This is a genomic window from Flavihumibacter profundi (assembly GCF_020076305.1).
Lineage (GTDB): Bacteria > Bacteroidota > Bacteroidia > Chitinophagales > Chitinophagaceae > Flavihumibacter > Flavihumibacter profundi.
Map to the genome: position 1 here is coordinate 826,446 of NZ_JAIQXE010000001.1, position 26,305 is coordinate 852,750.

At 41.6% G+C, this 26,305-nt stretch carries 26 protein-coding genes; 19 read left to right on the forward strand and 7 right to left on the reverse strand.

Features of this window, described 5'->3' with window-relative positions:
• The first annotated feature begins 17 nt into the window (after positions 1-17).
• From LAQ65_RS03425 to LAQ65_RS03435, 3 genes are all read left to right on the forward strand, one after another.
• On the forward strand, positions 18-431 hold the full coding sequence (locus LAQ65_RS03425) for a DUF1801 domain-containing protein (RefSeq protein WP_224115536.1): 414 nt from the start codon (positions 18-20) through the stop codon (positions 429-431).
• Positions 432-502: 71 nt separating this feature from the next.
• Positions 503-934 (forward strand): hypothetical protein, encoded by a 432-nt coding sequence (locus LAQ65_RS03430; RefSeq protein ID WP_224115537.1) that lies wholly within the window; start codon positions 503-505, stop codon positions 932-934.
• Positions 931-1,692 carry a creatininase family protein gene (locus LAQ65_RS03435; protein ID WP_224115538.1) on the forward strand — a complete coding sequence of 254 codons (762 nt, stop codon included), beginning with the start codon at positions 931-933 and terminating at the stop codon, positions 1,690-1,692. Before LAQ65_RS03430 ends, LAQ65_RS03435 begins: the two co-directional genes overlap by 4 nt.
• A 70-nt stretch (positions 1,693-1,762) precedes the next feature.
• Here LAQ65_RS03435 and LAQ65_RS03440 read toward each other — a convergent pair whose 3' ends face one another.
• Complete coding sequence (locus LAQ65_RS03440; RefSeq protein ID WP_224115539.1) at positions 1,763-2,179, reverse strand: nucleoside-diphosphate kinase; 417 nt, start codon at positions 2,177-2,179, stop codon at positions 1,763-1,765.
• Between the two features lie 57 nt (positions 2,180-2,236).
• Here LAQ65_RS03440 and LAQ65_RS03445 point away from each other — a divergent pair, with 57 nt between their 5' ends.
• Both LAQ65_RS03445 and LAQ65_RS03450 read left to right on the forward strand, forming a co-directional pair.
• Positions 2,237-3,256: a DHH family phosphoesterase gene (locus LAQ65_RS03445; protein ID WP_224115540.1), complete on the forward strand. Its 1,020-nt coding sequence runs from the start codon at positions 2,237-2,239 to the stop codon at positions 3,254-3,256.
• Positions 3,253-4,170: an FKBP-type peptidyl-prolyl cis-trans isomerase gene (locus LAQ65_RS03450; protein WP_224115541.1), complete on the forward strand. Its 918-nt coding sequence runs from the start codon at positions 3,253-3,255 to the stop codon at positions 4,168-4,170. The genes LAQ65_RS03445 and LAQ65_RS03450 overlap by 4 nt, the downstream gene beginning before the upstream one ends.
• Before the next feature lie 74 nt (positions 4,171-4,244).
• Here the strand turns inward: LAQ65_RS03450 and folP are convergent, their stop codons facing one another.
• The gene (gene folP / locus LAQ65_RS03455; RefSeq protein ID WP_224115542.1) at positions 4,245-5,075 is read right to left on the reverse strand and encodes a dihydropteroate synthase; all 831 of its coding nucleotides are present in this window, start codon (positions 5,073-5,075) and stop codon (positions 4,245-4,247) included.
• A gap of 54 nt (positions 5,076-5,129) precedes the next feature.
• On the opposite strand from folP, the gene LAQ65_RS03460 reads away from it, so the two are divergent.
• The 3 genes from LAQ65_RS03460 (at position 5,130) to LAQ65_RS03470 (ending at position 7,946) form a co-directional block, all read left to right on the forward strand.
• Positions 5,130-5,693 (forward strand): DUF1599 domain-containing protein, encoded by a 564-nt coding sequence (locus LAQ65_RS03460; protein ID WP_224115543.1) that lies wholly within the window; start codon positions 5,130-5,132, stop codon positions 5,691-5,693.
• A gap of 43 nt (positions 5,694-5,736) precedes the next feature.
• Complete coding sequence (locus LAQ65_RS03465) at positions 5,737-6,858, forward strand: BT_3928 family protein (RefSeq protein WP_224115544.1); 1,122 nt, start codon at positions 5,737-5,739, stop codon at positions 6,856-6,858.
• Positions 6,859-6,932: 74 nt separating this feature from the next.
• Positions 6,933-7,946: an ABC transporter permease gene (locus tag LAQ65_RS03470; RefSeq protein WP_394369714.1), complete on the forward strand. Its 1,014-nt coding sequence runs from the start codon at positions 6,933-6,935 to the stop codon at positions 7,944-7,946.
• Positions 7,947-7,957: 11 nt separating this feature from the next.
• Here LAQ65_RS03470 and LAQ65_RS03475 read toward each other — a convergent pair whose 3' ends face one another.
• Both LAQ65_RS03475 and recF read right to left on the reverse strand, forming a co-directional pair.
• Positions 7,958-8,239, reverse strand: a complete 282-nt coding sequence (locus LAQ65_RS03475; protein WP_224115546.1) for a DUF721 domain-containing protein — start codon at positions 8,237-8,239, stop codon at positions 7,958-7,960.
• 233 nt (positions 8,240-8,472) lie between these two features.
• On the reverse strand, positions 8,473-9,588 hold the full coding sequence (gene recF, locus LAQ65_RS03480) for a DNA replication/repair protein RecF (protein WP_224115547.1): 1,116 nt from the start codon (positions 9,586-9,588) through the stop codon (positions 8,473-8,475).
• Between the two features lie 72 nt (positions 9,589-9,660).
• Between recF and pdhA the strand changes: the two genes are divergently transcribed.
• The 7 genes from pdhA to LAQ65_RS03515 are packed head-to-tail and all read left to right on the forward strand — an operon-like array spanning position 9,661 to position 15,138.
• The gene (pdhA, locus tag LAQ65_RS03485; RefSeq protein ID WP_224115548.1) at positions 9,661-10,656 is read left to right on the forward strand and encodes a pyruvate dehydrogenase (acetyl-transferring) E1 component subunit alpha; all 996 of its coding nucleotides are present in this window, start codon (positions 9,661-9,663) and stop codon (positions 10,654-10,656) included.
• A gap of 20 nt (positions 10,657-10,676) precedes the next feature.
• Complete coding sequence (locus LAQ65_RS03490) at positions 10,677-11,360, forward strand: YfgM family protein (protein ID WP_224115549.1); 684 nt, start codon at positions 10,677-10,679, stop codon at positions 11,358-11,360.
• 23 nt (positions 11,361-11,383) lie between these two features.
• Positions 11,384-11,884: a 6,7-dimethyl-8-ribityllumazine synthase gene (gene ribH / locus LAQ65_RS03495; protein ID WP_224115550.1), complete on the forward strand. Its 501-nt coding sequence runs from the start codon at positions 11,384-11,386 to the stop codon at positions 11,882-11,884.
• Between the two features lie 3 nt (positions 11,885-11,887).
• Positions 11,888-12,610 carry a (Fe-S)-binding protein gene (locus LAQ65_RS03500; protein WP_224115551.1) on the forward strand — a complete coding sequence of 241 codons (723 nt, stop codon included), beginning with the start codon at positions 11,888-11,890 and terminating at the stop codon, positions 12,608-12,610.
• Positions 12,611-12,633: 23 nt separating this feature from the next.
• Positions 12,634-13,044: an EVE domain-containing protein gene (locus tag LAQ65_RS03505; protein WP_224115552.1), complete on the forward strand. Its 411-nt coding sequence runs from the start codon at positions 12,634-12,636 to the stop codon at positions 13,042-13,044.
• A gap of 26 nt (positions 13,045-13,070) precedes the next feature.
• A complete protein-coding gene (locus tag LAQ65_RS03510; protein WP_224115553.1) occupies positions 13,071-13,766 on the forward strand; it encodes an SIR2 family NAD-dependent protein deacylase in 696 nt (231 codons plus the stop codon).
• Between the two features lie 46 nt (positions 13,767-13,812).
• Complete coding sequence (locus tag LAQ65_RS03515) at positions 13,813-15,138, forward strand: hypothetical protein (RefSeq protein WP_224115554.1); 1,326 nt, start codon at positions 13,813-13,815, stop codon at positions 15,136-15,138.
• Positions 15,139-15,666: 528 nt separating this feature from the next.
• Here LAQ65_RS03515 and LAQ65_RS03520 read toward each other — a convergent pair.
• Entirely contained in the window at positions 15,667-16,644 is a 978-nt protein-coding gene (locus tag LAQ65_RS03520) for a hypothetical protein (RefSeq protein ID WP_224115555.1), read from the reverse strand.
• 212 nt (positions 16,645-16,856) lie between these two features.
• Here LAQ65_RS03520 and gyrA point away from each other — a divergent pair, with 212 nt between their 5' ends.
• Together gyrA and LAQ65_RS03530 are read left to right on the forward strand one after the other, a co-directional pair.
• Positions 16,857-19,454: a DNA gyrase subunit A gene (gyrA, locus tag LAQ65_RS03525; RefSeq protein WP_224115556.1), complete on the forward strand. Its 2,598-nt coding sequence runs from the start codon at positions 16,857-16,859 to the stop codon at positions 19,452-19,454.
• Between the two features lie 30 nt (positions 19,455-19,484).
• Positions 19,485-20,768: a hypothetical protein gene (locus tag LAQ65_RS03530; RefSeq protein ID WP_224115557.1), complete on the forward strand. Its 1,284-nt coding sequence runs from the start codon at positions 19,485-19,487 to the stop codon at positions 20,766-20,768.
• 98 nt (positions 20,769-20,866) lie between these two features.
• Here LAQ65_RS03530 and LAQ65_RS03535 read toward each other — a convergent pair whose 3' ends face one another.
• Positions 20,867-22,147, reverse strand: coding sequence for an NAD(P)/FAD-dependent oxidoreductase (locus LAQ65_RS03535; RefSeq protein WP_224115558.1), 1,281 nt, complete (start codon positions 22,145-22,147; stop codon positions 20,867-20,869).
• 18 nt (positions 22,148-22,165) lie between these two features.
• Complete coding sequence (gene serA, locus LAQ65_RS03540) at positions 22,166-23,398, reverse strand: phosphoglycerate dehydrogenase (protein WP_224115559.1); 1,233 nt, start codon at positions 23,396-23,398, stop codon at positions 22,166-22,168.
• 138 nt (positions 23,399-23,536) lie between these two features.
• On the opposite strand from serA, the gene LAQ65_RS03545 reads away from it, so the two are divergent.
• Both LAQ65_RS03545 and LAQ65_RS03550 read left to right on the forward strand, forming a co-directional pair.
• Complete coding sequence (locus LAQ65_RS03545) at positions 23,537-24,751, forward strand: serine hydrolase domain-containing protein (RefSeq protein WP_224115560.1); 1,215 nt, start codon at positions 23,537-23,539, stop codon at positions 24,749-24,751.
• A gap of 36 nt (positions 24,752-24,787) precedes the next feature.
• Positions 24,788-26,293, forward strand: coding sequence for an NAD(P)H-hydrate dehydratase (locus LAQ65_RS03550; RefSeq protein WP_224115561.1), 1,506 nt, complete (start codon positions 24,788-24,790; stop codon positions 26,291-26,293).
• The last annotated feature ends 12 nt before the right edge of the window (positions 26,294-26,305 follow it).

Consider the following 26,305-nt stretch of genomic DNA (forward strand, 5'->3'; position numbering starts at 1 on the left):
TCAGTTAATTATTATATATGGAAAATGCCAAAGCTTCAGTCCCCGAAAAAGTTGATGCTTTTTTGGAAACCCTAAATCATCCTTTAAAAGATGCGGTGGAGTTATTGCGCAGAATTATTCTCAACGCCGGTAAAGAGATTGGGGAAGAAATTAAATGGAATGCACCTGCTTTCTTTTATACCGGTAAAATGAAACCATTTAACCCCAAGGAATATAAGCGACAATTCATTGTATTCAACCTGCTTAAGAAAGACTGTATAAGGTTGGTATTTCCTACGGGAGCAAAATTAAACAATCAGTCTGGCCTTCTGGAAGGAGATTACGCGGATGGCCGAAGGCTAGCCTTGTTCCATAGTATAAAAGAAGTTAAAGCCAGGGAAAAAGATTTGCAGGAACTGATCGGGGAATGGTTGAGATTATTGGATAAATGATTACAGATGTGTTCAGCTAAAATAAGGAAATTGATAGTTGAATTATCTTTAGCAATAATAACGATAGGTGAATGAAAATATTAATCTCACAAAGAGTTGCCGCCAATGTCATTCTTATTCTATTGTCAATAGTTATTATATTTCACATTTTAGTACTGCTGGGCATATTTCCATATTCAATAGTTTTGGGTGGTCGCATTCAAGATAAATGGCATGCATATTCACTGGAAACTATTGCGATCCTTATAAGTTGTGTGCAGATGATACTGGTTTCTATCCATGCAGGTTACCTGAAATTTGCAATTTCCCCAGTCATTTTAAATATTGCATTTTGGGCAATGATTGCCTTATTTCTTATAAATACTTTTGGAAATCTATTGTCGGGAAACAGGGTTGAGAAAATAATTTTTGCGCCAATTACAATGGTTCTTGCCTACCTATATTTTATCCTGGCAATTAATAAAAAAGACAAACCAATTGTCCAATCAAAATTTGATAAATGAGACCATATATTTTAGCAGAGACTAATTGGAAAGCCATTAAGCAAACTACTTTTAACCTGGCCATTTTGCCCTGGGGCGCAACCGAAGCGCATAATTACCATTTGCCTTATGGCACCGATGTTATTGAAGCTGAAAATATTTCAGGTGCTGCGGCTAAACTTGCTTGGGAGAAAGGCGCTAAAATAATTGTACTTCCCACAATTCCGTTTGGGGTAAATACGGGCCAGGCTGATATCCTGCTGGATATTAATTTGAATCCAAGTACCCAGCTGGCCATTCTTGCGGATATTGTGGAGGTACTTAACAGGCAGGGGATTTATAAATTACTGATTACAAACAGTCACGGTGGAAATGATTTTAAACCTATTTTGCGCGAATTAGGACTCAGGTTCCCTAAAATGTTTTTATGTACCTGTAATTGGTTTCAATCCATTAAAAAAGAGGAATACTTTTCTGCATCTGGTGACCATGCTGATGAAATGGAAACCAGCCTGATTTTACACCTGGCACCCAACCTTGTTCTTCCATTGGAAGAAGCCGGCGATGGCAAAGAAAAAAAGCCCAAAATAAAAGCCTTTTCAGAAGGATGGGTGTGGTCGGAAAGGCGCTGGTCGCAAATTACTGCAGATACCGGTACGGGGAATCCAAAAGCAGCGACAAGAGAAAAAGGGGCGTTATATTTTGCTGCGGTAAGTGAAAAATTGGCGAATCTTTTTGTTGAATTATCACAAAGTGACCATGACGACCTTTATGAATAAGACATTCCGGTTGGTTCAATAAAAAAGCCACCGAAAAAATTCCGGCGGCTTTTAATTTGGTATTCAGTACTTAAAATTTCTCCAGTCCGCTAAAGAAAAAGCTGCCCTCAATGGCTGCATTTTCATCACTGTCACTTCCATGAACCGCGTTTTCACCAACAGAAGTTGCAAACAGTTTACGGATAGTGCCAGCATCAGCCTTTGCCGGATCAGTTGCTCCGATCAGCGTACGGAAAGCTGCCACTGCATTATCTTTTTCGAGGATGGCCGCAATAACAGGACCACTGCTCATAAACTCCACCAGTTCGCCAAAAAAAGGCCTTTCCCGGTGAATTGCATAAAATTCGCCAGCTTTTTCCTCACTCAATTTGGTCATCTTTAAGGCTACAACACGAAACCCTTCCTTGATAAAACGATCGAGGATGGCGCCTGCATGCCCATTTTTCATGGCATCCGGCTTGATCATGGTAAATGTTCTGTTGCTCATATTACTTGCTATTTGGGGCGCAAAGGTATCCTTTTTTTACTACATTTGCCCCGCTTTATGCAACCAATACACCATATTTTTTCCCAACTTTTTCAGCCCCGCAAGGTGGTGATTACCACTCATCAGAAACCCGACCCGGATGCCATGGGCTCTTCGCTTGGACTTTATCACTTCCTTCGTTCTTTTGGGCATGAAGTAACGGTTATATCTCCCACAAACTGGGCCGCATTTCTTGATTGGATGCCCGGTTGTGAAGGGGTTATCAATTATGAAATGAACCGTGAAAAGTCGGAAGGTCTTGTCCAGGGTGCAGAATGGATATTCTGTCTTGATTTCAATACGCTCGTTCGCACTAAAAGCCTTGCACCGGTTATTGAAAGATCCAGTGCAACCAAGGTTTTGATTGACCACCACCAGCAACCCGCTATTGAAAGTTTCCAGTTTGGCATAAGTGACACCAGTAAAAGCAGTACCTGCGAAATGGTATATGACTTTATTGTTGAAAGCGGCCATGGCGATCAGTTATCACAGTCAATAGCAGAATGCCTTTATGCAGGAATCATTGGTGATACAGGGTCATTCCGATTTCCTGCAGCCTCTGCAAGTGTACATCGCATGGTAGCAAGGTTAAAGGAAACAGGTTTGAACCACACCCAGATCCATGAAAATATCTATGATAATTTCCTGGAAAACAGGCTCAGGTTCATCGGGCATGTATTGACAAATCGTATGGAAATCTCCTACGAATATAATACTGCACTAATATATATACCCAAATCAGACCTGCTGCGGTACGAAATAAGGACCGGTGATACTGAAGGATTAGTGAACTATCCCCTTAGTATCCAAGGTATTAAGATGGCTGCGATTGTGATCGACCGCGATGAGGAAAGAAAATGGAGCTTCAGGAGCAAGGGTAATGTGGATGTTAATACCTTTGCCCGGCGCTTTTTTGAAGGCGGTGGTCATTTCAATGCCTCAGGTGGGCGCAGCAGTGCATCCCTTGAAGAGACAGTCCGCACCTTTAAAAAGGTATTAAAAGAAAACGCATCCGAATTCAACTTAGATAACAAATGACAAAGATTTCACTATTAACAACAGCAATTGCTGCCATAATGATGGCAGCCTGTGGAAGTGCCGACTACAGTAAAACAAAAAGCGGTATCACGTATAAAATTGTAGAAAAGGGCAGTGGTCCACAGGTAAAACTGGGTCAATTCCTTAAAGTACATTATACACAAAAAGTAAATGATTCAATTCTGGGTACTTCAATTGGCGGTTCTCCTGCTTTCGCAAGAGTGGATAGCATAGGCGCCGTTTATAACCCGGCAGAAATTTTCCGCTTCCTGCACAAAGGTGACAGTGTAGTAGTAGTTCAGGAAGTTGATTCATTGCTGAAACAAAACCCTGTATTACCTCCGTTCATGAAGAAAGGTGGTAAATTGTACCTTACACTTCGTGTCGTAGATGTCCTTGATAACGAGGCAGATGTAAAGGCTGCACAAGAGGTTGAACTGAAAGCACAAGAAACACGCGATGTCGCTTCATTAGATGAATACCTGAAAAAAAATAACATTACAGCAAAGAAGATCGGCCGTGGAACTTATGTTTCTGTCCAGTCTCAGGGTGAAGGTGCCGTTGCTGATTCTGGTAAATTTGTTTCTGTTCGCTACCGTGGAAAATTAATGTCTACCGGTAAAGAGTTTGAAACAAATATGGAGGCAGGCAAAGAGCCTATTACTTTTCCACTCGGACAAGGACAGGTTATTCCAGGTTGGGATGAAGGTCTGAAGGAATTTGCAAAAGGTGGTAAAGGGACCTTGTATATTCCTGGTTTCCTGGCATATGGTTCAAGGCCCGGGCCTGGTGGCAAGCCTAATGAGGCATTAATTTTTGATGTAGAAATGGTTGACATTGCAGATAAAGCACCAGCACCGAAGCAAAACCCGATGCTGCCTCCGGTACAAGGACAACCAAAGCAAACAAAATAATTTTCTATCTGACTGAAACAGAATAAAAAAGGCCGGCAGTTAAAAATTGCCGGCCTTTTTTATTACGTGCTAAGTCAGCCTTTCTGGACAGCCTGAACCAGTTCAATTGCCTGCCGGGCTTCCTTTACATCATGCACACGAAGAATATTGGCCCCTTTCAGTAATCCGATTGTATGTAATACTGTTGAACCATTCAGGGCTTCCGATGCGGGTATTCCTAATGTTTTGGTAATCATTGATTTACGTGAAATACCTAATAATAAAGGGCAGTCTAGGATTTGGAAAGCGTCTATTTTTTGCAGCAGTTCAAAATTCAGCCTACCTGTTTTTGCAAAACCAAATCCGGGGTCCAGTATAATATCTTTTATGCCTTCGTTTTTGCAAAGCCTGATCCTTTCTATATAATAGTCGGTCATTTCCGCAATCAGGTTATCATAAACTGCCATTGAGGCCATGTTTTGAGGAGTTCCTTTCATGTGCATGCAAACAAAGGGAACGCACAGAGCTGCGACTGTTGGGATCATATGCGCGTCTAATTGTCCGCCACTCACATCATTCACAATGGATGCTCCTGCTTCAACAGCTCTTTTTGCAACAGTATGGTGAAATGTGTCTATCGATAAAATGGTTTCCGGAAAAACCTTTGATAATTTTGGCAATACATCCCCAAGCCTTTCCCATTCTGTTTCTGCATCAAGCCATTCACTTCCTGGGCGGGTACTTTGGCCCCCGATATCCAAAATAGCTGCGCCATCTTCAATCATGCGACCGGCTTTCTCCAGCACCTGCCTTATGGTTTGGGAGCGACTTGGGGCATGGAATGAATCTGGCGTAATGTTCAGGATGCCCATTACTACTGGTTTTTCCAGGGAAAGTAGCTGTCCTTTGCAATTAAGGGTGAACATGAAGGTGAATCCTTATTTTTGAAAGATAAAGATGATCAATTTTTACGATTAACAATGTCTGACACAAATACGCAATACCAGCAGAGCATCCAGCAATGTCGGGAGATATTCCTGCATAAGACGAAAGATTACGGAACATCCTGGAGGGTATACCGTCCGATTTCAATAGTTGACCAAATGTTTATTAAAGCCAAGAGGATCAGGACCATCCAGGAAAACCGGAAGCAACTTGTTGGGGATACTATCCAGTCGGAGTTTATGGGTATACTTAATTATTCGGTTATCGGGCTGATACAACTGGCCCTACCCGCTGACGCCCCTGATGATCTGCCATATGATAAAGTTAAAGCCCTTTACGATGAGCAGGTTGAGCGTGCAAGCGGACTGATGTCCAAAAAAAACCATGATTACGGCGAGGCATGGCGGGATATGAGCCAGGAAAGTTTTACCGACCTGATTTTGGCAAAGTTATTACGGATCAGGCAGATCCTGGCCAACGACGGACAAACTCTGATCAGCGAAGGGATCGAAGCAAACTACCTTGATATATTTAACTATTCTGCATTCGCCCTGATCATGATCTCAGAAGGAAAGCATACCGGCGAAACAGCTCATTAATCCAATTTCCATTTACTATTCACCAATCACCATTCACTAAAAAATGAAACCTCTCCTCACTATTTCCCGCTATATTGTCGGCATTCTCTTCATTTTCTCCGGAATGATTAAAGCTAATGATCCCCTTGGATTAAGCTATAAAATGCAGGAGTTCTTTGAAGTTTGGGGTTTGCATGGCTGGAATGATTATACATTGGCCTTATCCATCGCGATGATTGCTTTTGAAATCATTGCAGGCATTGCCGTAATCATTGGTTGGCAGATGAAATTATTCAGCTGGTTGTTGCTGGGTCTGATAGTGTTCTTTACTTTCCTTACCGGTTACGCGCTTTTTTCAGGAAAAATCAGGACCTGCGGGTGTTTTGGTGACTGTATTCCGCTTACTGCCGGACAGTCATTTACCAAAGACATATTTTTGCTTTTCCTGATCCTGTTCCTGTTCGGGCAAAGGAACCGTATTGTATCAACAATGCCTGCCCGAAATAGTGTTCTTATTTTAAGCTTGTCAGTTTTATTCAGCTTTGGCTTTCAATGGTGGGTTTTGCGTCACCTTCCCGCAATTGATTGCCTTCCCTACAAAAAGGGAAAAGTAATTGCCAATCAGATAAAGATCCCACCAGGGGCTATTCCGGATAGTACGGTCATCACTTTTGTATATAGTAAAAATGGGAAGGAGCTTGAATTTACTGCAGAAAAATTTCCTGCTGATTTTGATGACTCAGTTTATCATTTTGTAAAACGCTACGATAAACTGGTACGCAAAGGAAATGCAGAGCCGCCCATTAAAGATTTTGTACTCATCACTGCTAGCGGTACTGATACAACGCAATCCATCCTGTCGGAGCGCGGACCAATGCAATGGTTATTTATTCAGGAAATCAGGCCAAAGGATTTAACAGACCTGAAAAACCTGGTACTTGAACTGCGTGATATTGCCGCCACAAAAAAGATTCCCCTATTTATCATTACACCAGCCGCCGATGCCGTAAAAGAAGCCCTGTCTTCGGAACTGCAGAATGTTACTGTGCTTAGATCAGATGTCGTGGCGGTTAAAACAGCTGCCCGTTACCCGGTAACCCTTTACCTCATTAATGATGGCGCTGTCATGGACAAATGGTCTTTACCGGATGGAGAGGCAGGCATTTCAGCCCTTCAGTTATTTTAAGGAAAACTTGCTATTAAATACCAAAACATAATATTCTTTTGATTCGATTTTTCTTACAAAAACTGGGCTACGGAATGGCAGTACTAGTGGGGGTAGTAGTGGTGGTATTTTTATTGTTCCAGGGTTTTGGGGATCCGGCAAGATTAGTAATGGGGCAAAGGGCTGATAAAATGACACAGGAAAATATCCGGCGCGACCTTCACCTCGATCAGCCAAGATGGAAACAGTTTTTGTTATACCTAAATGATATTTCGCCTATAGCAATTCATAGTGCCGGTGAAATTCAACAGAAAGAATTAAAAGGATTATTTATAGGTCCTGTTGCCCACCGCTTTGGTATCAAAATTCCCTACCTGCGTCGTTCCTACCAAAGCAAACGGGAAGTGGGGGCTGTAATCCTGGAAGCGTTGCCGGGTACACTGATGCTGGCATTTGCGGCGATGTTACTTGCTGCCATTTTAGGAATTTCAATTGGAGTTCTGGCCGCGCTGAATAAAGGAACCTGGCTTGACACAGGCGCCATTTTTTCCAGTATCCTGGGAATTTCAGCACCTTCATTTTTCATGGCAATTGCCATTGCTTATTTATTTGGATTTGTATGGAGCAAATACACAGGTTTGAACATGACCGGAAGCTGGTTTGACCTTGATACCCAAACGGGGAGGAGGTACCTGACCCTTTCCAACCTGGTTTTGCCTGCCGTTACCCTCGGGATAAGGCCACTGGCCATTATTGCGCAACTGACCAGAGCGGCATTACTGGATGTTTTACAACAGGACTATATCCGGACTGCAGTTGCAAAAGGCTTGTCCCGAAAAGTCATTATCTGGAAACATGCTTTAAGGAATTCGCTCAATCCGGTTATAACCGCAATTACCGGGTGGTTTGCAGAACTACTTGCTGGTGCATTTTTTGTGGAATATATTTTTGGCTGGAAAGGGATAGGCAAACTTACCGTTGATGCGCTGGAAAAACTCGATTTTCCTATTGTAATGGGATCGGTCTTGGTATCGGCCTGTTTATTTGTATTGGTTAACCTCTTATCAGATTTACTATATGGGGTAATTGACCCACGGGCCCGGCTTTAATTAAAAGCAACTTACTGAATTATCACCTCCCGGATTATTTTTTCACCCAAAGCTTCGTTCACGCGTTCTACAATTTTTTCCTTTTGAAACATCAACTCCTGTTTTAAAGGGGCAACGGCTGTGGTTACATATAATTTATCTCCATAAATTTTAATGCTTTCGGTATACTTGGCTACAGTTTTCCCCATGATTTCTTCCCACACATCAGTGATCTGCAGGGCCTGAACTGAACCTTTTAACCGGCTTTTTTTCAGGAATTGCTGGATAGCTTCAGATAATGAGTATTCTCCCATACTCCAAAGATAGCCGACTAATCCAATATTTTGGCCTGAATTGGTCAGGCAGTTACCCGGGAAAGCTATAAATAATAGATAGTAGGCTGTTTACTGGTTGTTGCTGCAACCATTGTATACTGTTGCCTGTCTTGATTGTGCTTTTGGTTAAGAGTGCTGTTTTTAACCGGAGTGGTCCCGTTTTTATATCCAACCTAGATCAGCCGGTTAATCCGTACCCATTTTTTACTGTTTCAGCGGGTTGTTATGATTGATCCATATTGCAGTCCTAAGGACGAAAAGCTGTCTTTTATCCTTTCGGGATGGGTATCAGTAACCAGTACCTGTCCCTGATTAACCAAACAAACTTCATATAGCAGGTTCTGCATCCGCGTGTTATCCAGTTTTTCAAAGACATCATCCAGCAATAATATCGGCGCAAAGCCTTTGGCTTCTTTCAATAAGGCAAATTCTGCCAGTTTGAAGGCAAACAACAAGCTTTTTCGCTGCCCCTGCGAAGCTATTTGGCGGAAGGGCTGGTCATTCAGGCTAATATTGATATCATCGCGGTGAATTCCCGATTGTGTACGTTGGGATTGCATATCACGTTCGCGGTTTTGCTGGAGTAATTCCGGGAAAGATTTTTCCATTAAAGAAGAATCATAACGTAGCTGCAGGTTATAATTTTCACCGGCAATATTGTTGTAACGATTATTAATTAATATTAATAACTTATCCAGGTATTCTTTTCTTTTGGAGAACACATAAGTAGCAGGACCAATTAATTGCTGGTCAAGTACTTCCAGAAGGTCGGCAGAACGCTGGCGCTGTTCCGACATTTGTTTTAGAAGGCTGTTTCTCTGGAGTAAAATGCGGTTATACTGAATTAATTGCATTAGGTACTGGTGGTCGATCTGGGAAAAAATCGCATCCATGAAGCGCCTTCTTTCTTCGCTGCCATTAGTAATTATCTGAACGTCATCCGGAGCGACCATCACTGCAGGGAAATTCCCTATGTGGTCGGCCATCCGGTCACAGAGCTGGTCATTTACACGAAATTCCTTCTTACCCGTTTCCCTGATGACCCCACTGATTAAATATGGATTCCCGTCCTTTAAAAATTCACCTGCCACACGCATTCCCTGTGCACCCTGGTGCACCAGCAGGGCATCTGATTTTTGAAAATATGATTTGGTAAAACACAGGAAATAAATGGCATCCAGGAGATTGGTTTTGCCCGTTCCGTTCCTACCGGTGATACCAGTAACCCGTTCAGGAAATGTCCAGGACTGCTGCAGGTAATTCTTATATTGAAAAACCGATATGGATTGTATTGATAACAAAGCGGTTGCAAGATAATTCCATTGCATAACAATCCTTACCCAACAATCTGCAATTATTTCCCATTTCCCTTATCTTTGCCCCCTCTCAAAATAAAAACTGTGGCAACAAAATTTTCAAAGGAGACCTATTTGTACTGGTACGAACTGATGCTGTTGATCCGCCAGTTCGAGCTGAAGGCTGAAGAGAAATACAAGATGGAAGGTAAAATCCGCGGCTTTTTCCACGCTTATATTGGCCAGGAAGCCATTGCTGCGGGTTGTATGACTGCTACAAAAGCAGAAGATGCCTTTATTACAGCCTACCGTGACCATGGCCTGGCACTTGCAAAAGGTATTAGCGCTAAATCATGTATGGCTGAGTTGTATGGCAAAGCAACCGGATGTGCCAAAGGCAAAGGCGGAAGTATGCACTTCTTCGGTAAAAAAGAAAGATTTTTTGGAGGCCACGGTATCGTCGGCGCCCAAATCGGAACAGGGGCTGGAATTGCCTTTGCCGAAAAATATAAAGGTACTGATGCTGTTTGCCTCACCTTTTTTGGTGATGGTGCCGCCCGCCAGGGTATGCTGCATGAGACATTTAACCTTGCCATGTTGTGGAAATTGCCGGTGATTTTCATTTGCGAAAACAATAACTATGCAATGGGGACTTCAGTGGAAAGGACCTCCAATGTAGTTGATATTTATAAATTGGCGGATGCCTATGAAATGCCGGCTGATTCAATAGACGGGATGAGTGCAGAAGCTGTACATGAAAGTGTTTCGCGTGCTGTAAAACGTGCCCGTGAAGGTGACGGACCCACATTGATTGAAATCAAGACGTATCGTTATAAAGGTCACTCCATTTCTGATCCCCAGAAATATCGTACCAAAGAGGAAGTCGATGAATACAAACAAAGGGACCCTATTGAGCAGGTTCTGACCACTATACTGACCAATAAATTTGCTACCCAGGCAGAAATTGATGCTATCAATAAAAGGGTTGAAGAGGAAGTGGAAGAATGTGTAAAATTTGCTGAAGAAAGCCCATGGCCGGATGACAGTGAAGTGCTCAAAGATATTTATGTAGACCAATCTTATCCGTTCATAGTTGACTAAAATATAAATAAAAACTTAATATGGCTGATCATAAGCATATACCTGTGGAAACAATCCCTGAAGTAGAAATCGTAGATAAGGTTACCGGATTCTGGCAACAGAACAGTAAAAATATTTTAATTGGAGTTGCTGCAATTGTGATTATTGCAGGTGGTGTTGCAGGATATAAATATTTTATATCCGGACCAAAAACTGAAAAAGCAAACGAAGCCATATTCAGGGCGGAGAATTATTTCCGCATGGATTCGCTGCAATTAGCCCTGAATGGTGATGCCACCAACCCTGGTTTTATAAAGATCATAGATCGTTACAGTGGTACACCGGCAGCAAACCTTTCGAAATTCTATGCTGGTGCATCTTACCTTCGTTTAGGTGATTACGCCAAAGCGGAAAAATACCTGAAGGATTTTTCAACTGGTGCACCACAGATTAATGCCCGTGCAAAGAGCCTTTTAGCAGATACGTATTCTGAGCAAGGTAAAAAAGAAGAAGCCGCTAAATTATACCGTGAAGCAGCCGGCCTTTTTGATAAGGATGAATTCAATTCTTCTGAATATCTGTTCCGTGCTGGTTACCTGTATGAAAGCCTGGGTAAAAATGCAGAAGCTATTGAAGCATACAAAACAATAAAGGAAAAATATCCACGCACTGAAAGAGGTTTTGAAGTTGATAAATACCTCGCACGCCTGGGAGAAACGGAGTAATTCCTTACGACCAAATATAATTTATGGCAAGTACTGGAAATGCAAACTTGTTAACACTTAATACAGGCATTCTTGCAAAGGATGCCTGTATTGTTATTGTGAAAACTGAATGGAATGCAGCAATTGTAAATGAATTAGAAAATGGATGCCACAGGATATTTACAGAACAAGGGATACAAAATATTCTTTCATTAATTGTTCCCGGTGCTGTTGAAATTCCTTTTGCTATTAAGGCTTTTTGGGAAGCTAAGAAATATATGGATGAAAGGCCAAATGCCTTTATTGCGCTGGGGTGTGTGATAAAAGGTGATACTCCTCATTTCGATTATGTTTGCAAGGCGGTTACGGATGGTGTTACTTCCCTGAATCTTGCTTTGCCGGTTCCAGTGATATTTGGAGTACTTACGGTTAATACCGATGAGCAGGCACAGGAAAGGATTGGCGGGAAACATGGACATAAAGGCGAAGAAGCCGCTATTACAGCTTTAAAAATGATTGCTCTTCAAAAAAGCTTTAAACTATAAATTTTGCAGGTTCAGCTATTCATACCTTGTTTTGTTGACCAGCTTTTTCCATATACTGCTTTTAATATGGTTAAAGTACTGGAAAAGCTTGGCTGTACTGTAAAATATAACGAAAACCAAACATGTTGCGGACAGCCTGCTTTTAATGCAGGTTTCTGGGATGAAAGTAAATCGGTTTGTGAAAAATTCATCATTGAAAATAGCGGAAGCGATGATCCCATAGTTTCACCAAGCGCATCCTGTACCGGATTTGTCAGGAACTATTACCCGAAATTATTTGATAACTCTTCAGTCCATAATGAAGTGAAGGATTTAAGGTCACGTACCTATGAATTTTCGGAATTTCTGGTTAATGTACTAAAGGTTGAAAAACTGGGAGCCTGCCTTCCGGTTAAAGCAACTTACCATGATTCCTGTGCCGCTTTACGGGAATGCAGGATAAAGGAAGAACCCCGAAAGCTTTTGGCAAATGTAGCAGGACTTGAATTGGCCGAAATGGAAGATGTTGAAACCTGTTGCGGATTTGGTGGAACCTTTGCTGTAAAATACGAGCCCATTTCAATTGCGATGGCAGAACAAAAGGTCAATAATGCCCAGAAAACAGGCGCCACCTGTATCATATCAACCGATTTGTCCTGTCTCATGCACCTTGATGGTTATATCCGCAATAAAAACCTGCCGATCAAAACAATGCATATAGCTGATGTGCTGGCGAGCGGATGGTGAAAATTGTTTTAAACTTCACAATTATGGCATATTGGCTGGTAAAATCTGAACCCTTCAAATACAGTTGGGATGAATTTGTGAAAGACAAGCGAACTTTATGGGATGGGGTTCGCAATTATGCCGCACGGAATAATCTGCGTGCAATGAAGAAAGATGACCTTGTATTCTTTTATCACAGTAATGAGGGATTGGAAATAATTGGCATAGCAAAAGTTGTAAAAGAATATTATCCCGACCCCACATCAACAGAAGATGCCTGGTTAGTAGTGGATCTTGCTCCAGTCAGGAAGCTGAAAAATCCGGTTGGTTTAGCTCAAATAAAAGCCAATCCTGCCCTTACCCAAATGGCGCTGATAAGGCTTGGACGTCTTTCTGTCCAACCGGTAACAACAGAAGAGTGGAATGAAGTTTTACTAATGGCAGGTGAGAAGTAAAGCACCTTAGGCTTTATTTTTGCAGTATGCAAAAAAAGAAGCTTGTTGTTCTGACCGGTGCAGGAATTAGTGCAGAAAGCGGATTAAAAACCTTTCGTGATAGTGATGGGCTTTGGGAGGGTTATGATATCGAACAAGTGGCCACTCCGCGGGCCTGGAAAAGCAATCCTTCCCTGGTACTGAATTTCTATAATCAGAGAAGAAAAAATGTATTTGAAGCAATACCAAATGTCGCACATATTTTGCTGGCCGGATTACAGGAAAAATTTGAAGTAATTATTGTGACACAAAATATTGATGACCTGCATGAAAGGGCAGGTTCCGACAATGTACTTCATTTACACGGAGAGATTTTGAAAAGGAGAAGCGAGGTCAATCCAGACATAGTAAGTTCCATTACTCAGGATATGCTGCCTGGCGAATTGGCACCTGACGGAACAGCATGGCGGCCGGATATTGTATGGTTTGAAGAACCGGTTCCAAGGATTTCTGCAGCTGCAGAGCTAGTGCGGAAAGCTGACATATTTGCTGTTGTGGGCACTTCATTGGTCGTTTATCCGGCAGCCGGATTGGTCAACTATGCACCCTACCATATTCCAAAGTTCATAGTAGATAAGAAAATACCTGATAGCATCTCCCTGCCCAACCTTATTGCAATAGAAAACCTGGCTACTGCAGGAATGAAAGAACTTTCTGATCGGTTACTGTCCGAAAATTTTTAATCATTCCCTAACAGGAGTATACGCTTTATTAACTTCTATTTGCAACATGAAATTATTCCTGGTTTCGGGTCTTTGTATATTATTTCCATTTTGGGCTGAATCACAGCTAACGGCACCCTTGCAACAATTACAGCAGCATATCCTGCAAGATTCTTTGTTGCAGGATTCAGGAATTATTCGAAATCCTTTATATGATTTGAAAGGGTTCAATTACCTGAAACCAATATACCGACATCTGGCAGCCCTTGGTTCTGGGAAAATGGCTGGCCGCTTTGCAGAAACACCGGGAAAATTCACCATAATGGCTCAGGATTTTGCTTTTGCCGGTGATTACCTGACTGCTGCTCTTTATGGCCAAAAGGATTATGATTCCATTTCAGCGGCTGGTTACCAGGATGCCCGGCTTTTCCTCGATACTATGAAGTCAGTGCAGTTCAGGGATGCGCGTGGTTATATTTTATCGAGGGCGGCAGAGGAACGGGTAATTATGATTAATGAAGCGCACCATATGGCAATGCATCGCGCATTTATCCTGGGATTGTTAAAAGATTTTTACCAATCGGGCTTCCGTTACCTGGCTATGGAACTATTGAATAACCGTTCTGACCGGAGTTTAGGTGAAGTGGATATAAGGACTGGATATTTCACCGCAGAACCCATTGCCGGGGAATTAGTGCGGAAAGCACTGGATATTGGATTTACTTTGGTTCCATATGAAGATACGCTCTCAGATAATCATAGTGGTACAGGAAGAGACGCTATCCAGGCTGCGCGTATTGCGGCTATTCTTCAGAAAGACCCCGCTGCCAAAATATTGGTATTGGCAGGCCACGCACATATCAGCGAAGCCAAAATAGGCAAGGACTATATCCCAATGGCTGTGGCATTCCGCCGGTTTACCGGTATCAATCCATTTACAATTGACCTAACAGAAATGTGCGAAGGCAGTTCCTTTGAATACGGCCGGTATTTTTACCAATTGCTGACTTCAAAGATCAGGTTGAAAGAACCAGTTATTGCTTTTCGAAATGATACCCCGGTGAGTTTGCTGGAAAATGACCATTATGATGTACAGGTCATTCTGCCTTTGGCTACACCAATCCATAACAGGCCCGGTTGGCTTTCATTGAATGGTCAGCGCAAGGAGTTTGCCGTTCGTCCGACAGAGAAAAAATTGTTCATGGTGCAGGCATATTACCTCAATGAAGCCAATAAAAAACCTATTGGCATGCTTGTTCCCGCAGACCAAACCTATATTTCAGGAAGTGATGGATATTACTGGTTATACCTGTTTCCTGGAAAATACAAGATTGTATTGCGGGATATGGACTACAACATATTATCCACAAAGGAAGCGGAGGTTCCGCAATAAGTTGGATTTATTGTTATCGTTCCACCCAGGATGAAATTTCACAGATGACTCCATACATGGATAAATTGCCATCTTTTACGTGGGCCTTGATAACTTTTTACCTAAACACTATCTATATTTCGAATAGTTTTAGATAATTCGGCAACGGTTTGTTGCAAGGCTTTTCCATTCCCTTTATAAGAAATGTGATAACCTTAATGACTAATACAATTGGCATTGTTTCGGTTTTATTGCAAGAAAACATTACTATTCCAGGGGTAAGGACAAGCCGCCCCAATTCTATGGTTTCTTCTCTGTTTTGTTCAATGCGCCTGTAATGAAAATCGTGGTATGGTACAATGACATCAATCCAAACTGAATATTTACCGGGCTTAACGGGAATCTGGAATTTACCAAGGGTTTGGTAAACAGGCAAAGTATCTGAATCCTGTATTGGTCATAATCCTGGTAGTATAATTGCTAACGTAGCCGGATATGTGAAACTATTATGTTCAATCGATATGCCATACACGAATAAGGTGAATAAGTTTATGGGGCTGATAAATTATTTACCCTTATAACTCTGGTTTGAAAGGCAATTCCATCTCGGCTATCAGGCACTAATACAGTTAAAGACTGGTTGGCTTCAATTGTATTAATTCTAATGTTTTCAGTATGAGAAATAGTTTTGTTTTTGTTGAGGTAATCAATGGCAATTACGATATTCTTGAGGGGATTATTACTGGTGTTTTTAACAATTAACTGAAGGTTGTATACCCCCCCAAAAAATCCAACTTTAAAATTCCCGGGAATAACTTCCACATATCTTTTATAAGCTGCAAAATTTAGAACAGCATTGGGCTGAAGGCGGACTATATCATCATTTTTAATTTCGTCGGTTACTCCGGCAGATGGATTGATGAGTTTTTCAGGAGATTCAGCTTGCTGGTCTGGTTTAATAACTTTTGGTTTTATCCACGATTTTTGTGAGGTTCCAAAATAAATACCTCCAGCCAAGACCACAAGGAATGCTCCTGCTATCAAAAACCGGTTCCTGGAGCGGTTTGGAAGGGCATCATGAATGGATATATCTCTGTCTTCCCTTTGTGAGATTTCAGTTTTTTCCGGCAATTTGGGAACGGACTGGACAATTGGTTGGACAACTGGTTGAATAATAGGTTGAACAATTGGCTGAACTATGGTTGCGACCTCGGGTTTCTTGGTCATTTGTGGTAAAATAACCGAAACATATCTCCTTTGGTTGTTTTTTTTGACAGTGGCTGATTTTACAGCAGTGGGCTGGGCAACCTGTTTTGCCAAAGCGGGGGTATGAAATTGAACGTAAAAGTCTTCCGTAGCCTGTGGTGCATGCGCTTTCAGTTCCTCAAACTCTGAAGGATACCGCCAGGAAGAACTCTTTCCTTCCGCCCAAACCAGGTCATATGCCTTTAAACCCAGATCAATAAGATCCTGCCAGGTATATGGTCCAGTTTCCCTGTTGTTGCGCAACAACCTGTACTGTTGCATGATCCGTCCGTTTTGTGGTGAATAATCCGGTAAGCCCAAATAATAATTCAACCCTAAATGTACAAAAAGGATGGTGAATACTGGTGGAAAAAATGGCTTAAAAAGACCCGATTTGTTAAGGTTTTGAGTGCTAAAAAGGGTAGATTTGCCCACCTTGAAAAAGGCATTATTTCGAATAAACAAAAACTATTGAGACGGTTAACTTTTAAAGCATGGAAGAAAATCTGACGCCGCTGGAAACAAACGATAACAACCGCATCATTCAGATCAATATTGAAGAGCAAATGAAGACAGCTTACATCGATTATTCGATGTCGGTGATTGTTGGCCGTGCTCTGCCGGATGTTAGGGATGGGCTAAAGCCTGTTCATCGCAGGGTCTTGTATGCGATGAATGACCTTGGGATCACTTCAAATAAGCCATATAAAAAGTCGGCCAGGGTTGTGGGGGAAGTATTGGGTAAATATCACCCGCACGGTGATGCATCGGTGTATTTTACAATGGTTAGGATGGCCCAGGAGTGGAGTATGCGCCATACCATGATCGATGGGCAGGGTAACTTTGGCAGCCAGGACGGTGACGGACCGGCAGCAATGCGATATACAGAGGTTCGACTGCAAAAATTTGCGGAAGCGATGCTCGAGGATATCGAAAAAGATACTGTTGATTTCCAACTCAACTTTGACGATTCACTGGAAGAGCCTACTGTGCTTCCAACAAGGGTCCCTCAATTGCTGGTGAATGGTTCTACAGGTATTGCTGTGGGTATGGCCACCAATATGCTGCCCCATAACCTCGGCGAAGTAATTGATGGTTGTATTGCATACATTGATTACCGTGATATTAGTGCTGAAGACCTTATTAAATATGTAAAAGCCCCGGATTTCCCTACCGGCGGAACTATTTGGGGGATGGATGGTGTTCGTCAAGGTCTTACTACCGGACACGGAAGGGTTGTATTGCGTGGCAAAATGCATATAGATACAAAACCCAGCGGACGCGAACAGATTATTATTACTGAAACACCTTACCAGGTTAACAGGGATACTCTTTGTGATAAAATAGGTCAGTTAGTAATTGCAAAAACAATTGAGGGAATCGCACACGTTAACAACGAATCTAACCAGAAAGAAGGAACACGTATTGTTATTGACCTGAAACGCGATGCTGTTGCTAACGTGGTGATGAATCAATTGTACAAATTCACAGAATTACAGACTTCTTTTGGTATAAATAACGTTGCCCTTGTAAAAGGCAGGCCACGTACCCTGAACCTTCGCGACCTGATCCATGAATTTGTAGAATTCAGGCACGAAGTTGTTGTTCGACGTACAAAATATGAGTTGAAAGAAGCGCAGAAACGTGCGCATTTGTTGCAGGGATACCTGATAGCACTTGATCACCTTGATGAAGTGATTGCCATGATCAGGAGTTCGTCAACACCCGATATAGCCAAGGAAAACCTGGTGAATGCAGGTTGGGGCCTTGATGAAATTCAGGCAAAAGCTATCCTGGAAATGCGGTTACAAAGGCTTACTGGCATGGAAAGGGAAAAAATCAGGGAAGAATATGACTCCCTGATGAAGCTAATAGCTCACCTGCAGGAATTACTGGGTAATGAAGGAATGCGGTATGAAGTGATCAAGAAGGAATTAGTGGAAGTAAAAGAAAAATTTGCAACTCCAAGGAAATCGGAAATCACTTATCTCGCAGATGAAATGAATATACTTGATTTCATTGCCGAAGAAGATGTTGTGATTACTATTTCTCATCTGGGTTATATTAAAAGGACATCAGCAACTGAATACCGGTCGCAGCGAAGGGGAGGACGGGGTGCACAGGGAGGCAGGACGAGGGATGAAGATTTCCTTGAGCATATTTTTGTCGCTTCCACCCACCATACCATGATTTTCTTTACCGAAAAAGGCCGTTGTTACTGGCTTAAAGTGTATGAAATTCCTGAAGGTGAAAAAAACAGCAAGGGAAGGGCAATCCAAAACCTGATGCAATTGCCACCTGATGACAAGGTTCGTGCAATTATTGACGTATCTAACCTTGATGATAAGGAATTTGTAAAATCACATTATATTGTTCTTTGTACTAAAAAGGGCATCATTAAAAAAACATTGCTGGAAGATTTTAGCCGGCCCCGTCAAACAGGTGTAAACGCTATCACTATCGTTGAAGGCGATCAACTGTTAGATGCCCGGATGACAGATGGTAGTTCCGAAATTATGATGGCTGTAAAAAGTGGCCGCGCCATACGGTTCCCCGAAGATAAAGTCCGCCCAACCGGCAGGGGCGCTATAGGAGTCGCTGGTATTGAAGTTGATGGAGAACTTGATGAAGTAATTGGCATGATATGTGTCAAAAAGGACGAAACTGATAAAACTGTTTTAGTTGTCAGTGAAAAAGGATTTGGAAAGCGGACCCAGATTGATGAATACAGGATTACTAATCGTGGAGGTAAGGGAGTTAAGACGATTAGCGTTACGGAGAAAACAGGGCCACTGGTCGGAATACTGGATGTAAAGGAAAGCCAGGACCTGATGATCACCTGTAAAAGTGGCTTGACTATTCGTACAGCTATCAGTAATATTCGGGAAGCTGGCAGGGCTACTCAGGGAGTAAAACTGATTAGTTTACAGGGCAATGATGAAATTGCAGCAATTACTAAAATTGACGAGGTGGAAGTGGAAAACCAGCCCATTGATAGTGAAGATATTGTGAATGGCGAAGAAATTCCCAATGCAGACACAACCAATAAATCGGAAAATACATCTGACGGACAATCAACCCCCGTGGAGTAATATCAAAACCTACAAACAAAAATAAGACTGATGAAAAAGTGCTTTCTTACAACGATGCTGGCATTTACCTTATTAGCCTCTTTTGCCCAAAGCCTCGATAAGGCGAAGGATTACTTAAAATCCAAAAAACTGGCAGAAGCAAAAACCCAGATTGACCAATACCTGGCCACTGAGAAAAATGCAAAGAGCATAGAAGGTTGGTATACTAAAGCAAAAATATATTCTGAAATTGCGCAGGACCCGGCATTGGCAGCAGGCACACCTGATGCAAGGTGGACGGCTTTTGAAGCACTTAAACAGTATGTTGTGCTTGACGAGAAAGGTCAGTTAGTTTTAATGCAACTGGATAATTATAAACCAGTTATGGATATTTACCAGGGATATTTTAAAGTGGGTGCAGATAATTATAATGCGAATCGATTTGAGCCTGCATTTGATAATTTCAAGAAATGCCTTACTGTAAGTGAGTACATGATTTCTAAGAAATGGAGTAATATCACTTTGGATACTACCGTAGTACTTTATGCAGGGATAAGTGCTGAAAAAGCCAACAAAAAAGACGATGCTGCAATATATTATGCCAAACTTGCCGAAGCAAAAGTGAATGGCGAGGGAATGGTGGAAATTTACAAATGGCTGGTTGATTACAATTATAACACTAAAAAAGATGCTGCAACAGCAAGTAAATACCTTGCCCTGGGAAAAGAAGTTTTTCCAAAAGATCCATTCTGGTCAGCCTATGAGTTAGATATGGCCAGAGAAAAAGGCGATAAACCCGCATTATATAAATTGTATGAATCAGTCCTGGCTGAAGACCCTGCTAATACACCCATCCGGTATAATTATGCTGTTGAAATGTATCAGGATGCCTACAAACCAGACCTGGCCCAAAGACCACCCAATTCAGTTGAACTGATTGCTAAATCAGAAGAAAACCTAAAAAGGGTTATTGGTGAAAAACCTGATTATGCTGCAGCTTACCTGGTACTTGGACAAATCCAATATAACCAGGGGGTTGATTTTAACAACCAGAATAAAGCAATCCGTCCGCCTCAGGGAGGCAAACTAAAGCCCGAAGAACTGAAGAAAAAAGATGAGTTACGTGGGTTAATTACTCAGAAATTTGATGCTGCAGTTCCTTATCTGGAAAAAGTTGATGAGATTCTTGGAGGAAAGGGAAAATTGAAAATGGACGAAAAAGGTTACCTGAAAGATGCCTATGATTTGTTGATCACTATTTACGATAATAAAGGCAATAAAGATAAATTAAAGGTCTACGAAGACAAATTCAATAATGTAGATAAAATTCACTAGTTTATACAGCATCTTAAAAGAGCCACTTCATTTATGAGGTTGCTCTTTTAGTTTCCGAATGTCTTATAATTTATATTATGTTAAATAGTATCTTTATGTTATAATCTACCTGCGGAAGTTTTTCCTCTGGTAAATTCACTAAAAATCAGGCGAAGTGATTGGTCATAAGTCAGGTAATTGTAAAGCCAGTTCAGGAAAACGAAGAGACGGTTTTTTACCCCAAGAATTAGCATTAAGTGAAGTGTCATCCAAATGAGCCAGGCAGGAAATCCTCCAAAATGAAACTTAGGTTTAGGTATGTCTACAACTGCAAGGTTTCTGCCAACGGTTGCCATAGATCCCCGGTCATTAAAATTAAAAGCCTGCAAACCTGACTCTTTCCTTAATTGTTTTTTTAAATTCTTAGCAAGGTTTTTTGCTTGTTGCAAGGCAACCGATGCTACCTGCGGATGGCCATTAGGATAATTGGCTGAAGGCATAGCGGCTATATCACCTATTGCATAAATATGGTCCATGTACTTTACTTGGTTAAATAAATCGACCTCAAGTCGGTTACCTTTTTTGAATGAAAGTGATTCAAAGCCACCGGGTATATTCCCTTTTATACCAGCAGCCCAAATAACAGTTGCAGAAGGAATTATATTTCCATCTAATAATTTCAGGTTCAATCCATTATATGAATTTACCTGTGTATTAAGCTTAACTATAACACCCAATTTTTCCAGGTATTTTTTTGCCTGGGAAGAACTTTTTGCACTCATGGATCCAAGAACTTTACCTGATCCTTCAAGCAGGAAAATCGACATTTTACTAAAATCAAGCTCGGGATAGTCTTTAGGTAAAACAAACAATTTCATTTCTGCAATTGCACCGGATATTTCGACACCAGTTGGTCCACCCCCAACAACGATAATATTCATCAACCGGCTTAATTCCAGTTCATCAGCTGAAGTTACAGCCCGTTCCAGGTTCTCCATAAGGCAGTGGCGAATTTGCAGGGCTTCAACAGTTGATTTCATGGGAAAAGCATTCTGCTCTAATTCTGCATTACCGAAAAAATTAGTGCCAGCACCTGTCGCTAGCACTAAAATATCATACTCAATGTCTCCAGAATCAGTAACTACTCTTTTTGCAGAAGTGTCAATCCGTTTTATTTCTGCCATCCGGATCCGCACATTCTTGCTTTTTTGAAAGATTTTTCTAAGCGGGAATGAAATATTACTGGCATCCAGACCTGCTGTAGCCACCTGGTAAAACAAAGGCTGGAATTGGTGATAATTAAACCGGTCAATAAGGATTATTTCAAAACCTTTTTTATTGTTTAAAAGCCTGGCCAGTTTTAGTCCCCCAAACCCACCACCAGCTATTACCAGTTTCATACTGTTAAATTTAATGACCTAGTACAGCAACCTCACTTTAATGGTATCTTTAACATCCCTGAGCAATTTTTGGGCCTGGCTCGACAATTTTTTATCGACATCCAATACCACATAACCAATGTCTTCGTTGGTTTTAAGGTATTGGGCCAGGATATTTATTTTGTGTTTAGAGAGTTCCGTATTAATCGCAGATAGCACACCAGGAACGTTTCTGTGAATATGCAATATCCGGTGGGTACCTTCCTGTGGCGGCAAACTTAATGATGGAACTGTATGTGAACCAAAGCTCGTACCCATTTCCAGGTACTGGTACAACTTAACACTAACATCTTCCCCAATATTCTCCTGCGCCTCTTCAGTTGAGCCACCGATATGTGGTGTTAAAATTACGTTTGGTAAACCCTGCAACGGGGTTTGAAAGCGGTCCCCGTTCTTTTCTGGTTCCCAAGGAAAAACATCAATGGCGGCCCCATTTAACTGTCCATCCTGCAGGCTTTTTGCTAAAGCTTCAAGATCAACGACCTCACCCCTTGCATAATTCAGAAGGATGGAACCCTTCTTGAAATATTTTAAGGTGCTTTTATTAATCATGTTTTTCGTCAGGTTAGTTTCTGGAACATGTAAAGTAACAATGTCTGACTGGCTTAATACATCTTTCAGCGTTTTACCAGCTATTGCATTGCCCAATGGTAATTTGGTAAGTGTGTCGTAAAAGATCACTTTCATACCCATAGCTTCGGCAAGAACACTTACCTGTGTGCCAATATTGCCATAACCCACAATACCCAGGGTTTTTCCCCTGATCTCAAAACTTCCTTTCGCGTCTTTCATCCAAACACCCTCATGTGCTGCCTTGTTCTTATCAGGAATGCGTCTTATCAGCATAATTGCTAATCCAATAACCAGTTCGGCTACAGAACGGGTATTTGAATAGGGTGCATTAAAAACCGCCACCCCGTTCCTTGTCGCCGCCTTAAGGTCTACCTGGTTGACGCCTATACAAAAACAACCAATAGCCTGTAATTTTGTAGCTGCGGCTAATACTTTTTCGGTTATCTGGGTCTTGGACCGGATGCCAAGCAAATGCACATCCTTGATTTCCCTGATAAGGTCTGCCTCAGAAAGTGCGCCACCAAGCTTGCGCACCGAAGCATAACCCATACGCTGAAAGTGTTTTACTGCTTTGTCGCTGATGTTTTCAAGAAATAAAATGTTGATTTTATCTTTAGGATAACTCGTTTTTGGTTCCATATCAATTACTTGCTATTTGCAAATATCCTGGATTTTAACCATAAATACAGCCAAAAAAATGCCTTAGGCATACAATTTGAGAGCCATAGACCGTTATATTTGTGTAATCCTTATCCATTTTAATCTAAATAGAATCGATTGAAATACAGATTAGTACAATTGCTGGCAATAACTACTATCCTGACCAGCTGTCGCCAAAATCCATCTGCATCACTAACTGCTAATAAAGCAAAGGGGTCTCCTATGGTGATTCAGGTTAGCCAGCATGCAGATGCTGTTACTACTGAAAAATATACTTCCGCAATCAATACATTTTTTGAAAAAAACTTTGGGAGCCGTGGTTTTAACGGAGCGTACCTAATAGCAAAAGATGGCGAAATTATTGCTGAAAAATACACGGGTTATCGTGATCCAATATTGAAAACCAGTCAATTAGGTGAACATGATGCATTTCACCTGGCATCTGTCTCTAAGACCTTTACCGCCATGGCTGTATTGAAATTATGGCAAGATGGAAAGTTGAATCTGGATGATGACCTTTCCCTTTATTTTGATAAATTTCCTTACCCTGGCACCACTCTTAAAATGCTTTTAAGCCACCGGAGTGGTCTGCCTAACTATACTAATTTCCTGGAAGCTTATAAATGGGACAAAAAGCAATATGTAACCAACCTGGATGTATTATCCTGCCTTTATAAATACCACCCCCCATTACAATTCCCAACTGGAACCAGGTTTACTTATTGCAATACCAATTTTGCCCTGCTTGCCCTAGTAGTTGAAAAAGTGACGGGGAAACCATTCCATAATTATCTTGAGGAGACTTTTTTTAAGCCACTCCAGATGAACGACACTTATGTATTTAGCCAGGCTGATTATGAAAGGTCGATGCCTTCTTTTGAGTGGAATAACCGGAAATATGGCCTGGAATTTATGGACCTGGTTTATGGTGATAAAAATGTATATAGCACCGTTCGGGATATGTTGAAATGGGACCAGGCAATGTATAATGGCAAAATTTTCGCAGATTCCACTTTAATGGCCGCCTTCACAGGCTATAGTTATGAAAAAGCCGGTCACAGGAACTACGGATTGGGCTGGCGCTTAACAGAAGTTGATAATGGAAAGAAGATTGTTTACCATAATGGCTGGTGGCACGGAAATAATACTGTTTTCATCAGGATGCCAGAAGAAAAAGCTACGATTATCCTTTTAGGCAATAAATATAACCGCTGTATTTACAAGGCTAAACAATTGTGCGACCTTTTCGGTGACTATAAACAAAGTAATAACCTGTTTCAGGACGCCGAAACTGAAGGGGTAAATAATATGGCAACGGGCGGTTCACAGTAATCTTTCAACCAAACATCTTTTTTTGTACTTTCCAGTATGGTTGTTTTATCAGCTGGACAAGTTAGGGCGTGGGACCAATATACCCTGCAACATGAGCCGGTATCTTCCGTTGACCTTATGGAAAGAGCCGCAAAGCGCTGCGTGGACTGGATGGAAAACCAGAAGATCCTCCAGCAACAGCAGTTTTATATTTTTTGCGGTAAAGGAAATAATGGCGGAGACGGGTTAGCCATTGCCAGAATGCTGCATGAAAAGGGGCGCCCAGTAGATGTTTTCATCCTTGAATTTGGACAATTAGGTACTGTTGAATTCCAACAGAATCTTCAATTGTTGCATAACCTTCCGGTTAATATTCATTTCCTGCAACCAGGTATCCCCTTACCTGTTATTCCAGAGACCTACATAGTAATTGATGCTCTCCTGGGTACTGGAACAAATCGCGCCGTTGAAGGCAGAATGGCTGAATTAATTCAACACATTAACGAATCCGGGAACCCGGTCATCAGTATCGACCTTCCCAGTGGTCTCTTTGCAGACAGAAGTACATTACCCTATCCTGCCATTAAAGCAATCATAACACTTAGTTTTCAATGCTACAAACCAGCTTTACTGCTGGCGGAAAATGCTCCTTATTTTGGTAATATTGAATTGATTGATATTGGCTTGGATCCCCATTTCCTGACGACTATCCAGCCTGCTTATGATTTGGTTGACCAAACCTTGGCTGCCAGTATCATTATTACCAGAAAATCCTTTGCCCATAAAGGCAATTTCGGACATGCATTATTGTTAGTAGGAGCAGCAGGTAAAATGGGTGCCGCTCTTTTGGCTGCAAAAGCTGCATTAAGATCGGGTACCGGACTACTCTCCTGCCTTATTCCGGAAAAGGGATTGATCGTTTTGCAAACTGCCCTCCCGGAAGCAATGGCAATAACTAAAGGAAACGATTTTCTTGCAGGTGACTTGCCTGACTTATCGCCATACAAGACAATTGGTTGCGGTCCGGGTATTGGAACTGCACAACAAACTTCAGCATTACTGGAACAATTGATTCAAAATTTTAACCGTCCAATAGTATTGGATGCTGATGCGATAAATATCCTCGCAATGCATTCAGGATGGCTGGGAAAAATTCCCCCTTTCTCTATTTTGACACCCCATCCTAAAGAGTTTGAAAGGCTGGCTGGTGCTTCTGTTAATGAAAGTGAACGATTGGGAAAAGCTATGGAATTAGCCCGCAAACACCAATTGATAATTGTATTAAAAGGCCATAGAAGTTTTATTGCCATGCCGGGTGGCAAGGCTTATTTCAACCTTAGTGGAAATGCTTCCATGGCCAAAGGAGGCAGTGGTGATGTATTAACAGGAATCCTTACAGGGTTATTGGCAAGAGGATATACACCTGACCAATCTGCTTTATTGGGTGTTTACCTGCATGGTTTATCTGGTGAATTGGCCAGTATTCAATGGGGAATGGAATCTGTATTAGCTACTGATATAATAGATAATATTGGTAAAGCATTTATTCAGCTATCATTATAAATATTTAACCCT